We start from the raw sequence: 11,988 nt of genomic DNA, 5'->3' as shown, positions 1-11,988 counted from the left end.
TGATCTGGTCCTCGAGCAGGCCCAGGTCATCGTCCACGCGGTCGAGCAGCTCCCCGCCGACCTCGACACCGCTTTGGTCGAACAGGCCGAACGGCACCTGGTCGCCGAAGCACGCCACCACGACGCGAAGACGCTGCGCATCCTCGGGCGGCGGCTCTTCGAGGTCATCGCCCCCGACCAGGCCGACGAACGCGAAGCGAAGCTCCTCGAACGCGAAGAGGCCGAAGCCGCCGCCTCTCTCCGGTTCACGATGGCCGAGGACGGCCACGGCCGCGTGCACGGCCGGTTCACCCTCGACGCGCTGACCGGCGCGATGCTCAAGAAAGCACTCCTCGCGATCGCCGCCCCCAAACACCAAGCCACCCAAGGCCCGCTCGGCGAACGACGCCCCGGCCCCGAACGCATGGGCCGCGCCTTCGCCGAGCTCATCCAGCGCTACCCCACCGACCAGCTCCCCAACTCCGGTGGCCTCAACGCGACCGTGGTCGTCACCATGACCCTCGAGACCCTGGAAGGCCGCCTCCAGGCAGCCCACCTGGACACCGGTGAGCGCATCTCACCCGGACTCGCCCGACGCCTCGCCTGCGAAGCCGGCATCATCCCCGCCGTCCTCGGCGGACCCTCCGAAGTCCTCGATGTCGGCCGCAAGACCCGCTTCCACACCGCCCCCATGCGCATCGCCATGGCCCTCCGAGACCAGGGCTGCACCACCGTGGGCTGCGACTGGCCACCCGGCCTGTGCCACGCCCATCACGACCACCCCTGGTCGAAGGGCGGAGGCACGAGCGCGAAAACCGGGCGACTGCTCTGCCCCAAGCACCACACCCGAGCCCACGACCCCGGCTTCACCATGACCAAGCTCCCCGGCGGGAAGGTCGCCTTCACCAGGCGGACATAGGCCGGCGACACGGCATCGACGGTTATCCTAGTTTGCTAGCATTCCGCCATGCCTGCCCCGAAACCGAAGGTGCAGTTCAACGTCTACCTGCCACCCGAGCTGGTGCGCGCGGTGAAGCACCGAGCGGTGGACGAGGAGGTCTCGCTGTCGGCTTTGGTCGAGAAGGCGCTGGTCGGCTACCTCTCCGAGGTGGATTGATGACGATTCCGCCGCTGACGGTTCGCCCCGTCGTCCACACCGACCACCTGGCGGCATGGCTCGAGATCTTCGGCACGCTGGGCGCCGTCACGCTGACTGCGGACCCGATGTGGACCGAGCTGCAGCTCGACCGTGGCCGGGTCACCTTGAGCGCTCTGAACCGCGGAGCCGCCGAGGGCGACGTGTCGCTCGGCTTCGAGACGCCTGACCTGGAGGTCTACGCAGCCTCGATCCTGCCGACTGACGGCATGGTGGTCGAGAAGTTCGTCACCGAGGACTACGAGTCGGTACGACTCGTCAGCCGCGACGGCACGGAGTTCCTCATCGACAAGCGAATCGCCGGTCCGCCACTGCCTGACCAAGCGGTGACCTCGATCCGCGCGGTCTGGGTGACTTCGGACGTATCGCGAACGGCTGCCGACCTCGAGTCCCTCGGGCTGCGTCGTCGGCTGACCCAGGTCAACGGACGGACGGTCGACCTGCGCGCAGCGGAGGGAGACGTCCTCGTCCACACCAGCGACGGGGGGCCGAGCGGGGCCGACGTCGCCGTCGACGTGACCGACATCCAGGCAGCCCACAAGGCGCTGATGGGTGCGGACATCGCTCACGACGTCATCGACGAGACCCACGGCCGCACGCTGCAGGTGCCGCTGCCCGGCGGCGGAGACCGGACGTTGTGGATCGCCGAGGAGGACGAGGACCCCGTCGGCGTCATCCGGCACTGATTCAGGCGTCGACCACGGACGGCGTGTGGTGGCCGAACGGCAGGGCGTCCGTGTAGCCGAGGGCCGCGAGCACGCTCGGCAGCATCGCCTTGGCCGTACGGCGGTAGCCCGCGCTCGAGGGATGGAACCGGTCCAGCGCGAACATCTCGTCGGGCTGGGTGATGAAGAACGGGCCGACGACCTCGGCGAGCGAGACGGCGCGGCCGCCCAGCGCGACCGTGGCGTCGCGTTGCGCGGCGGCGAGCTGGCGCGAGGCGCGGGCGCCGAGGGAGCGCAACGGCTGGGGCAGCGGCCGCAGCGCGCCGAGGTCCGGACAGGTCCCGACCACGACCTCGATCCCGGCATCGCGCAGCGCGCCGACCGCCTCCGCGAGGAGTCGTCGTGACTCGGCGGTGCGGACCCGGTGCGTGATGTCGTTGCCGCCGACGACGATGACGGCGACGTGCGGCCGGTAGCCCGCCGACAGGGTCGCGAGCTGGCCGGCCAGGTCGGAGGTCTCCGCGCCCACCACGGCCGCCGTGTGGAGGCGTACGCCGCGCCGGACCCGGCGGGCGAGGCGGCGGGCGAGCTGCCCCCCGAGGGTGTGCTTCGGGTGGTCGGCGCCGAGGCCGGCGGCGATGGAGTCGCCGAGCAGCAGCAGGTCGATCGGGTCGCCGTACTTCTTCTTGTAGGTGCGGTCCGCCTGGAGGGCCTCCTCGCCGAGCGGCTTGCCGATCGCCCGGCGGGCCACACCCGCCTGGGCCCTCAGCACCCACAGTGACGCGACGACGGCGGACGCGGCCCCGGCGACACCGACGGCCGACGACGTCGCCACCCGTCTCCAGCTCATCGCGCCACGGCAACAGGCGCACCCGACCGGCGCGTCACGTCGCGGGAGACATCGGGTGAGCGGACCGGGTACGGAGCACGGCGGTCAGGCGGCGGCCCTGGCCGGGGCGACCCCCCAGGCGGTGCACCTGCTTCTCGTGGGCCAGCCGGCCGACGTACCCGACCGTGATCGCGTGGCCCCCGGTCCAGCGCTGCGCCAGGTCGGGGTCGCGACGGTCGGGGCGGAAGAGGTCGAGCGCGATGCCGCGCCGCCAGAGGTGGAGGTCGGGCACGCCGAGCGCCGTCAGCTGGGCCATCGAGCAGCTCGACGGCACCAGCGTGCGGTCCACCCGGCGGTGCAGGTGGCCCACCCAGCGGTCGAGCACGGCGTCCGCGTGGATGCCGTACTGGTGGGCGAAGCCCTGGATGTCGGTCTGGTAGACGGCGACGGTCGGGATGCCGAGGCGCCGGGCGGCGCGGATCCCGGTCGCGCCCAGGGCGATGGGCGACGCCAGGTGCACGACGTCGGGGCGGAAGTCGGCCAGGCTGCGGCGCACGGCGGCGTCGGGCAGCCCGATCGGGAAGCCGGGGAGACCGACGGAGCGCACCCGGACCACGGGCACCCCGTCGTGCTCGAGCGGACCCGGCCCGGGAGCGATGACGAGGGGCTCGTGCCCGGCGGCGCCGAGCTCGCGGACGATGTGGCGCACCGTGTTGGAGACGCCGTTGACCTGCGGGACGAAGGACTCGGTGACGATCGCAACTCGCATGCCCCCACCGTCCGGGGGCCGGATGAACGCGCGGTGACCCCCTCGTGCGCGTCGTGCGAAGTCCGGACGGCGCTCAGAGAGCGGCGTACTCGCGCGCGACGGCCGCGCCGAGGCGGGCGTTGTGCCGGACCAGCGCGATGTTGGCGGTCAGCGAGGCACCACCGGTGATCTCGACGATCCGGCCCAGGAGGTACGGCGTCGCGTCCTTGCCGTGGATGCCGAGCGAGTCCATGTCGGCGAGCGCCTGGTCGATGATCACGCCGATCTCGTCGGCCGGGATCTCGTCCTCGGCCGGGATCGGGTTGGCGATCACGATCCCGCCGTCGATGCCCAGGTCCCACTTGGCGCGCATCACGCCGGCGACCTCGGCCGCGGTGTCGACCCGCATCGGGGCCGCGTGCCCGCTGGAGCGCGAGTAGAACGACGGGAACTCGTCGCTGCCGAACGCCAACACCGGGACGCCGAGCGTCTCCAGGGTCTCCAACGTGAGGCCGATGTCGAGGATGCTCTTCACCCCGGCGCAGATGACGGCGACGTCCGTCGTCCCGAGCTCCGTCAGGTCGGCCGACACGTCGAAGGTCTGCTGGGCGCCGCGGTGCACGCCGCCGAGCCCGCCGGTGACGAAGGTCCGGATCCCGGCCAGCGCCGCGAGCCGCATGGTCGCGGCGACCGTCGTCGCGCCGTGGGCCCCGCGGGCGACCACGAACGGCAGGTCCCGGACGCTGACCTTGGCGACGTCGCCGTGGCTGGCGAGCAGCTCGAGGTCGTCGGGCGACAGGCCGATCTTCGGGCACCCGTCGAGAACCGCGATGGTGGCGGGCACGGCGCCGTGCTCGCGGATGATGCCCTCGACCTCGACCGCCATCGCGACGTTCTGCGGGTACGGCATGCCGTGGCTGATGATCGTGCTCTCCAGCGCGACCACGGGCGTGCCGTCGGCGAGCGCGGCGGCCACCTCGTCGGTGACGCGGAGCATGTCGGCGGGCAGGGGGCGAGTCACAGGAGGCTCCTGACGAGTCGGTCGGTGAGGTCGGGTCGGACGGTGTGCGGGCTGGCGACGGTCAGCGCCGCGGCGGCGTGGCCGTACGCCGCGGCGGCGGCAGGGTCGGAGCCGGTCAGCAGGGCGTGGCAGAAGGCGGCCAGCATCGCGTCGCCGGCGCCGGTCACGTCGGCGACCTCGGCGGGTACGGCGGACAGCTCGGTCGAGCCGTCGGCGGAGCTGAGCAGCGAGCCGCGGTCGCCCAGCCGCACCCACACCAGCTCGACGCCCCGGTCGTGGAGGGCCTGCGCGGCCCGCTGCACCTGGCGGTCGGTGCGGGTCGGCTGGTCGGTGAGCGCGGCCAGCTCGTCGCGGTTCGGCGTGATCGCGAAGAGCGGGCGGTCGGCGTCGACGAGGTGGGCCAGGGCGCCGGCCTTCGGCACGCTGACCGGCTCGAGTAGCACGCGCGCGCCCGCGGTCGTCGCAAGGTCGAGCGCGAAGCCGAGGGTCGCCGTCGACAGGTTGCCGTCGAGCACGACCAGGCCGGCCGCGGCCACCAGGTCCCGCGCCGCGTTGACCTGCTCGGGCGACAGTTCGTCGGTGGCGGCCATGTCGGCCACGGCGACGACCAGCTCGCCGTCGGCGTCCAGCACCGCGGTGTAGGTGCCGGTGGCCCGCGCCGACCGTCGTACGTGCTCGACGTGTACGCCCGCTCCCGACGTGGCCGCGAGCACCTGGTCGCCCAGGCCGTCGCTGCCGATCGCGGCGACCAGATGGGTGCGGGTGCCGAGCCGGGCGAGGTTCTCCGCGATGTTGCGGCCCACGCCGCCCGCGGCCATCGAGCCGGTGCCGGGGTTGCTGGTGGCGGGCACGGCGGCCCGGGTGCTGCGCGCCTTGACGTCCATGTTGGCGCCGCCCACCACCACGACCGCGGGCTCCTCGCTCAGCACGTAGCCCCGGCCGAGGATCACGCCCTTCTTGCCCAGGTTGGACAGGTGCACGTTGACGGCCGCCCGCGTCGTGCCGAGCGCCTCGGCCAGCGCCTCGGACCCGATCAGCGGGTCGCGACGCAGCAGGGCGACGATCTCGCGCTCGCGGTCGGTCAGGCTCATGCTTGTCAGCATAAGCCTTGCTTACTCCGACAAGGGAGCCGATCCCGGAACCACGAGAGCCGCGATGCCGGTGGTGAGGGGTACGGCGAGCACCAGGCCGATCGCGCTGGCCAGGGTGCGCACGATCTCCTCGCCGATCTCCTCGGTCGTCAGGAGGACCTCGAGCGGCAGGCCGTAGAGCTGCAGGATCAGCAGCACGGCCAGCGCGCTGCCGGCGTACGCGAAGACGATCGTGTAGATGGTCGAGGCGATGTGGTCGCGCCCGATCCGCATCCCGCTCGCGAAGACGCCCGCCCGGCTCATGGTCGGCGCCGCGGCCCGGATCTCCCAGACCGAGGACGACTGCGTGATCGTGACGTCGTTCAGGACGCCCAGCCCGGCGACGATGGTCGCGCAGGCCAGCAGACCCTGGAAGTCGAGGCCGTCGACGTACGTCGAGAGGATCCCGGCCGACTCGTCGGTGATCCCGGTGAGCCGGGTCGCCTGCACCGCCACCAAGCCGACGCCGACGGTGACCAGGGCGCCGACCAGCGTGCCGGCCAACGCCGTGCTGGTGCGCATCGAGAGCCCGTGGGTCAGGTAGAGGACGACGAACATGATCGCCGCGGACCCGCACAGCCCGACCAGCAGGCCGGACTCCCCGGTGAGCAGCGCCGGCAGCATGAACTCCCAGACCACCAGCCCGCTGAAGGCCAGCCCGACCAGCGCGAAGACCCCGCGCCAGCGCGCCACCACGACCACGAGCAGCGCGAAGAGCAGGGCCATCACCAGGAGCGCGGAGCTCCGGACGGTCCCGAAGTAGGCGTACGCCGCGTCGGCGCCGTCCGCCCCCGGCGTCCGCTGGACCTTGATCTCGTCGCCCGGCGCGAGCCCGGAGTCGATGACCTGCGGCGCGACCTGGACCGTGATCTCGTCACCCCTGCCCGCGCCGTCGCCGACCGTCGCGACGACGTGGCCGCAGTCGTCGCCGCCCGCCGTACCGCCGTTCTCGGCGCGCGGGCAGGCCGACTGCACCCGGTCGACGACCGCGTCGGGGAAGGTGACGCCCGGCGCCGCGAACGGCACGGCGTCGACGACGTCGTGCACAGCGCCGCTGCTCGGCCAGAGCGTCAGCACGCCGGCCACCGAGGCCAGTCCCGCCAGCGCCAGCGCCACCAGCAGGACGATGCGCGGGCCCCGCGCGACCTCGAACCCGTCGCGGCGTCGTGCGGCGCGATGCGCATGGCCGGTGCCCATGGGGCCATCCTCTCGGACAGGTCTGGACCGCGACCAGGGGAGCAGACCAACCCGTCGCGTCCGTCGGAGTCGATCAGGGGGCGGGCACGAGCAGGTCGCGGGTGATCTCGTCGATCGCGGAGACCCCCGAGAGCCCCATCGTCAGGTCGAGCTCGGCCAGCATGTGCTCCATGACGGCGCGTACGCCGTCCGCTCCGGCCAGCGCCAGCCCGTAGACCCAGGGCCGCCCGACGAGCACCGCCTGCGCGCCCAGCGCCAGGGCGATGAACGCGTCCGCGCCGCTGCGGACGCCGCTGTCGAACAGCACCGGGATCCGCCCGTCGACCCGGTCGACGATGCCGGGCAGCGCGTCGAGCGAGCCGATCGCGCCGTCGACCTGGCGGCCGCCGTGGTTGGAGACGACGATCCCGTCGACCCCGTGCTCGATCGCGAGGGCGGCGTCGCGCGGGTCCTGGATGCCCTTGAGGTAGATCGGCAGGCTGGTGCGCCGGCGGAGGTAGTCGAGGTCGGCCCAGGTGAGCGTCGAGCGGGAGAAGACGTCGAGGAACGTCTCGACGGCGGCCCGCGGCACCGGTGACCTCAGGTTGTCGAGGAAGCGGCCCGGGTAGTGCCGGGCCATCGACACGAGCGCCCGGACGGCGGCCGGGGTCGGCCGCGGCGTCGGCTCCGTGCTCGGCACGGTCGACCGCGCCTCCGCGAGGCCGCGGAACGCCGGGTCGCTCGTGTACTGCGCGATGCCCTCCGCCCGCGCGAACGGCAGGTAGCCGAGGTCGAGGTCCCGGGTGCGCCAGCCGAGCACGTGGGTGTCGAGCGTGACCACGATGGCGTCGCTGCCGATCGCCTCGGCGCGCGCGACGAACGAGTCGACCACGGCGTCCTCGCGGCTCCAGTAGAGCTGGAAGAGCCGCGGGGTGTCGCCGAGCGCCCGGGCGGTGTCCTCCATCGGCACCGAGCCCTGCGTCGAGATGATCATCGGGATGCCGAGGGCCCGAGCCGCCTCGGCCACGGCGTACTCCGCGTCCCGGTGCGCCATCTCCAGGACCCCGATCGGCGCGAGCAGCAGCGGCGACGGCAGCCGGCGGCCGAGCAGGTCGACCGACTGGTCACGCTCCCCGACGTCGACGAGCATCCGTGGCACGATCCGGTGCCGGCCGAAGGCGTCGAGGTTGGCCTGCACGGTGCGGTGCTGCCCGGCCCCGCCGGCGACGTACGCCCAGGCCTGCGGGCTCATCCGCCGGTGGGCGGCTGCCTCGAGGGCGCTCGGCTCGACGGGGACGACGGGCCGGTGCCCGAAGACGCCGGCCCGGTAGATGCGGCCCTGGATCTCGCGTCCGATGCTCACCACGGGAAACAGTGTGCACGGCCGCCGCGCGGGCGAGCAGAATGACCGGGTGCCGACAACCAGCCAGTGGCTCGCCTTCGTCGTGGCCAGCGCGCTCTTCATCCAGGTCCCCGGGCCGAGCCTGCTGTTCACGATCGGCCGCGCCCTGACCGTCGGGCGCCGCGACGCACTGCTGTCGGTGCTCGGCAACGCTCTCGGCCTCGTCACCCAGGTGCTGGCGATCGCGGTCGGCCTCGGCGCCGTCGTCGCGGCCAGCTCGCACGCGTACGTCGTGCTGAAGGTCGTCGGGGCGGGCTACGTCGTGTGGCTCGGCGTCCAGGCGATCCGGCACCGTGGCGACGCCCGGGTCGCGCTCGGGGCCGTCGGCGGTGCTGCGCCGCCGGTGGTGCGCGCGAGGGTGGGCCGGTCGCTGCGCGTCGGCTTCACCGTCGGCATCACGAACCCGAAGACCCTGGTGTTCTTCGTGGCCTTCCTGCCGCAGTTCGTCAACGAGCCGGCCGGCCACACCGGCGCCCAGCTCGCCGTGCTCGGCCTGGCCTTCGGCGCGATGGCCGTGGCGTCCGACAGCATCTGGGCGCTGGCCGCCGCCCGGGCCCGGGACTGGTTCGCGCGCCGCCCGCAGCGGCTCGACAGCCTCGGGGTCGCCGGCGGCGTGATGATGATCGGGCTCGGCGCCACCATGGCCCTCGCCTCGGAGTGAGCGCCGAGTCGGCCTAGAGCGTGCGGCCCTGGTCGTGGGCGAGGAGGGCGACGCCCAGCGAGAGCCGTGACGTCGGGTCGTCGAGCGGGTGACCGACCAGGTCCTCGAGGCGCCTCAGGGCGGGGTAGAGCGAGGTCCGGTTGCGGTGCGCGACCCGGGCCAGCTCGGCCTTGTTGCCCCCGACGCTGAGGAACTGGCGCAGCAGGTCGACCAGGCCCCCGCCGTTCCGCGCCTCGTGCTCGAGCAGCGCCCCGAGCTCCGCCTCGGCGAAGGCCTGCAGCCGGGCGTCCTGGCGCAGCGACATCAACAACCCGGGCAGCCGGATGTCGGCCTGACGGAAGCAGCCGACCTCGGGTGCGGGCGGCAGCGACGCGGCGACGTCCGACACGACCCGTGCGCTGCGCAGCGACGGCGCCGCGGCCAGCAGCCGGTCGACCACCGGCCCGGCCGCGAGCACCGCCTCCGGCTCCCGGGCCCGCAGCTCGCGGGCGACCCGGTCGAGCATCCCGTCGCCCCCGGCGAGCAGCACGCCGACGTGCTCGCCGTCGAGCACTCCCACCACCCCGAAGGCACCGCCCTCGAGCATCGCCTCGTGGACCTGCTCGCTGAGCCGGCCCATCCGCCGCTGGGCAGCACCGAGGTCGCTCGGCGACTCCCCGCGCAGCCGCGCCGCGAGCCCGACGTACTCCAGCTCGTCGGGTACGCCGAGCGCGCGCAGGCGTGCCGCGGCTCCGGCCTCGGTCCCGATCCGGTCGTCGAGGAGATCGAGCAGGAAGCCGCCGTGCACGCGCAGCTGGATCGCGATGTCGTCGCGCGCGGCCATCCGCGCCAGCTCCAGCGCCTGGGCCGCGCGCTCGAGCACCACCCGGGTCCGCGCGCCGTCCGGCGCGCCCGGCGCGACCAGCCGCCCCCAGGCGCCCCCGTGGATCCCGACCGGCGTGGTCAGCCACCGCTCGGGTCCCCCCACCCCGGTCGCGCGCACCGACGGCGTGAGCCGGGACCGTCGGGTCCAGTCCGTCAGCAGCCGGTCGACCGGTTCGTGGTGGGCGGCCGCGGACAGCACCCGGTGGGCGAGGTCCTCCAGGACGACCGACGTCTCCGCCAGGTCCGCCGCCGCCTCCACCAGGCTCTCGGTCGACGAGCGGGCCAGGCCGAGGTCGGTGAAGACCCGGTGCACCTCCCCCGCGAAGCGGACCTGCTCGAACTGCTCGGCCACGATCGCCCGGTGCACGCTCTCGGTGATCTCCACGAACCGCACCGGGCGGTTCAGCGCGACCACGGGCAGGCCGGCGGCCCGGGCCCGGCGCAGCGCGACCTCCGGCACGGACGGGTACGCCGAGCTCAGCTCGATCACCAGGCCGGCGGCTCCCGCCATCACGAGCTGAGCGACGAAGTCGGCCGCGGCCTCCGGCGACGCCATCCCCAGCCCGGTGGTGAGCACCAGCTCGTCGCCGGCCAGCACCGCCCCGACGTCGCGCACCTCCGAGACGTGCACCCAGCGCAGGTCGGCGTCCAGGGCGGCCTCACCGCTGAGCACCACCGGGTCGCCCGCGGCGATGGCCGGCAGGGCCAGCGCCTGGCGCACCGTCATCGACACCTGCTCACTCTACGCTGATACGAGGCGACAGAGTGTCGCCTCAAGCCTCAAGTCGGCGACGCAACGTCCCTCGCGCGCCGTCGACCGCTCCCTCAGGATGGAGCCATGACCACCACCACTCCGCCGACCATCGGCCACTGGATCAACGGCCAGGCCCACCCCGGGTCGAACGACCGGCGCGGCGACGTCACCAACCCCGCGACCGGCCAGGTCACCGGGCAGGTCGTGCTCGCGGGCGCAGCCGACGTCGACGCGGCGGTCGGCTCCGCCAAGAAGGCCGCCGCCGGCTGGGCCGCCACGTCGGTCAGCGCGCGCACCCAGGTCGTCTTCCGCTTCCGCGAGCTGCTCAACGAGCGCAAGGGCGAGCTGGCCGAGATCATCACCGCCGAGCACGGCAAGGTGCACTCCGACGCCCTCGGCGAGGTCGCCCGCGGCCAGGAGGTCGTCGAGTTCGCCTGTGGCATCCCGCACCTGCTCAAGGGCTCGAACTCACCCCAGGTCTCCACCGGCGTCGACGTGCACAGCCTGCGCCAGCCGCTCGGCGTGGTCGGCATCATCAGCCCGTTCAACTTCCCGGCCATGGTCCCGATGTGGTTCTTCCCGATCGCGATCGCGGCCGGCAACGCGGTCGTCCTCAAGCCCAGCGAGAAGGACCCGTCCGCGGCGATCTGGATGGCGCGCCTGTGGCAGGAGGCCGGCCTGCCCGACGGCGTGTTCACCGTGCTCCAGGGCGACAAGATCGCCGTCGACGGGCTGCTCGACCACCCGGACGTGGCGTCGATCAGCTTCGTCGGCTCGACACCGATCGCGGAGTACGTCTACGAGCGGGCCAGCAGGGCCGGCAAGCGGGTGCAGGCCCTGGGTGGCGCCAAGAACCACATGGTCGTCCTCCCCGACGCCGACCTCGACCTCGCCGCCGACGCGGCCGTCAGCGCGGGCTACGGCTCCGCCGGCGAGCGCTGCATGGCGATCAGCGTCGTGGTGGCCGTCGGCGACACCGGTGACGCGCTCGTCGACAAGATCGCCGAGCGCACCGCCACGCTCCGGATCGGCGAGGGCACGCGGGACGCGGACATGGGTCCGCTGGTGACCCGGGTCCACCGCGACAAGGTGGCGTCGTACGTCGACGCCGGCGAGGCCGAGGGCGCCACCCTGGTCGTGGACGGCCGTCAGGTCGAGGCCGACGGTGCGAGCGACGGCTTCTGGCTCGGCCCCACGCTCTTCGACCACGTGCAGCCGACGATGAGCGTCTACACCGACGAGATCTTCGGCCCGGTGCTCAGCGTCGTGCGCGCGGGCACCTACCAGGAGGCGCTCGACCTGGTGAACGCCAACAGGTACGGCAACGGCGTGGCGATCTTCACCAGCAACGGCGGCGCCGCCCGCGCCTTCGAGCAGGACGTCGAGGTCGGGATGATCGGCGTCAACGTGCCGATCCCGGTGCCGATGGCCTACTACTCCTTCGGCGGCTGGAAGTCGTCGCTCTTCGGCGACACCCACGCCCACGGCGTCGAGGGTGTGCACTTCTTCACCCGCGGCAAGGTCGTCACGACCCGCTGGCCGGACCCGTCCACCGTCGGCGGCCTCGAGCTCGCCTTCCCGAAGAACAGCTGAGGACCCCGAG

At 73.4% G+C, this 11,988-nt stretch carries 12 protein-coding genes; 5 read left to right on the top strand and 7 right to left on the bottom strand.

Annotated elements, in window-relative coordinates; all coding sequences use genetic code 11:
• The 3 genes from PD653B2_RS02100 to PD653B2_RS02090 form a co-directional block, all read left to right on the top strand.
• Window positions 1-898: HNH endonuclease signature motif containing protein (locus PD653B2_RS02100; protein ID WP_085870646.1), on the top strand; the 898-nt coding region annotated here is incomplete at its 5' end.
• 48 nt (window positions 899-946) lie between these two features.
• The gene (locus tag PD653B2_RS02095) at window positions 947-1,096 is read left to right on the top strand and encodes a CopG family transcriptional regulator (RefSeq protein WP_085870645.1); all 150 of its coding nucleotides are present in this window, start codon (window positions 947-949) and stop codon (window positions 1,094-1,096) included.
• A complete protein-coding gene (locus PD653B2_RS02090; RefSeq protein WP_085870644.1) occupies window positions 1,096-1,821 on the top strand; it encodes a hypothetical protein in 726 nt (241 codons plus the stop codon). Before PD653B2_RS02095 ends, PD653B2_RS02090 begins: the two co-directional genes overlap by 1 nt.
• Window position 1,822: 1 nt before the next feature.
• Here the strand turns inward: PD653B2_RS02090 and PD653B2_RS02085 are convergent, their stop codons facing one another.
• The 6 genes from PD653B2_RS02085 to PD653B2_RS02060 all read right to left on the bottom strand — a co-directional run bounded on the left by PD653B2_RS02085 (window position 1,823) and on the right by PD653B2_RS02060 (window position 8,070).
• Entirely contained in the window at window positions 1,823-2,650 is an 828-nt protein-coding gene (locus tag PD653B2_RS02085; protein WP_207559278.1) for an SGNH/GDSL hydrolase family protein, read from the bottom strand.
• A 34-nt stretch (window positions 2,651-2,684) separates the two neighbouring features.
• Window positions 2,685-3,398 (bottom strand): glycosyltransferase, encoded by a 714-nt coding sequence (locus PD653B2_RS02080; RefSeq protein WP_085870642.1) that lies wholly within the window; start codon window positions 3,396-3,398, stop codon window positions 2,685-2,687.
• Between the two features lie 73 nt (window positions 3,399-3,471).
• A complete protein-coding gene (locus PD653B2_RS02075; RefSeq protein WP_085870672.1) occupies window positions 3,472-4,374 on the bottom strand; it encodes a pseudouridine-5'-phosphate glycosidase in 903 nt (300 codons plus the stop codon).
• A gap of 20 nt (window positions 4,375-4,394) precedes the next feature.
• Complete coding sequence (locus PD653B2_RS02070; RefSeq protein WP_085870641.1) at window positions 4,395-5,489, bottom strand: carbohydrate kinase; 1,095 nt, start codon at window positions 5,487-5,489, stop codon at window positions 4,395-4,397.
• A 21-nt stretch (window positions 5,490-5,510) separates the two neighbouring features.
• Window positions 5,511-6,725 (bottom strand): YibE/F family protein, encoded by a 1,215-nt coding sequence (locus PD653B2_RS02065; protein WP_085870640.1) that lies wholly within the window; start codon window positions 6,723-6,725, stop codon window positions 5,511-5,513.
• A gap of 73 nt (window positions 6,726-6,798) precedes the next feature.
• A complete protein-coding gene (locus PD653B2_RS02060; protein ID WP_242665091.1) occupies window positions 6,799-8,070 on the bottom strand; it encodes an alpha-hydroxy-acid oxidizing protein in 1,272 nt (423 codons plus the stop codon).
• 46 nt (window positions 8,071-8,116) lie between these two features.
• On the opposite strand from PD653B2_RS02060, the gene PD653B2_RS02055 reads away from it, so the two are divergent.
• Window positions 8,117-8,767, top strand: a complete 651-nt coding sequence (locus PD653B2_RS02055; RefSeq protein WP_089503865.1) for a LysE family translocator — start codon at window positions 8,117-8,119, stop codon at window positions 8,765-8,767.
• Window positions 8,768-8,780: 13 nt separating this feature from the next.
• Here PD653B2_RS02055 and PD653B2_RS02050 read toward each other — a convergent pair whose 3' ends face one another.
• Window positions 8,781-10,358: a PucR family transcriptional regulator gene (locus PD653B2_RS02050; RefSeq protein WP_085894190.1), complete on the bottom strand. Its 1,578-nt coding sequence runs from the start codon at window positions 10,356-10,358 to the stop codon at window positions 8,781-8,783.
• Window positions 10,359-10,469: 111 nt separating this feature from the next.
• Here PD653B2_RS02050 and PD653B2_RS02045 point away from each other — a divergent pair, with 111 nt between their 5' ends.
• Window positions 10,470-11,978, top strand: a complete 1,509-nt coding sequence (locus tag PD653B2_RS02045) for a CoA-acylating methylmalonate-semialdehyde dehydrogenase (RefSeq protein WP_085870638.1) — start codon at window positions 10,470-10,472, stop codon at window positions 11,976-11,978.
• Window positions 11,979-11,988 lie beyond the last annotated feature (10 nt).

It is taken from the genome of Nocardioides sp. PD653-B2, assembly GCF_002117935.1.
GTDB lineage: Bacteria > Actinomycetota > Actinomycetes > Propionibacteriales > Nocardioidaceae > Nocardioides.
This window is presented reverse-complemented; position numbering and strand designations above follow the sequence as displayed.

Bases quoted from the DNA above. Each gene is read 5' to 3' on its own strand.
- PD653B2_RS02070 (WP_085870641.1), bottom strand. From the start codon at position 5,489: ATGAGCCTGACCGACCGCGAGCGCGAGATCGTCGCCCTGCTGCGTCGC.
- PD653B2_RS02080 (WP_085870642.1), bottom strand. From the start codon at position 3,398: ATGCGAGTTGCGATCGTCACCGAGTCCTTCGTCCCGCAGGTCAACGGC.
- PD653B2_RS02090 (WP_085870644.1), top strand. From the start codon at position 1,096: ATGACGATTCCGCCGCTGACGGTTCGCCCCGTCGTCCACACCGACCAC.
- PD653B2_RS02075 (WP_085870672.1), bottom strand. From the start codon at position 4,374: ATGCTCCGCGTCACCGACGAGGTGGCCGCCGCGCTCGCCGACGGCACG.
- PD653B2_RS02045 (WP_085870638.1), top strand. From the start codon at position 10,470: ATGACCACCACCACTCCGCCGACCATCGGCCACTGGATCAACGGCCAG.
- PD653B2_RS02095 (WP_085870645.1), top strand. From the start codon at position 947: ATGCCTGCCCCGAAACCGAAGGTGCAGTTCAACGTCTACCTGCCACCC.
- PD653B2_RS02050 (WP_085894190.1), bottom strand. From the start codon at position 10,358: ATGACGGTGCGCCAGGCGCTGGCCCTGCCGGCCATCGCCGCGGGCGAC.
- PD653B2_RS02065 (WP_085870640.1), bottom strand. From the start codon at position 6,725: ATGGGCACCGGCCATGCGCATCGCGCCGCACGACGCCGCGACGGGTTC.
- PD653B2_RS02085 (WP_207559278.1), bottom strand. From the start codon at position 2,650: ATGAGCTGGAGACGGGTGGCGACGTCGTCGGCCGTCGGTGTCGCCGGG.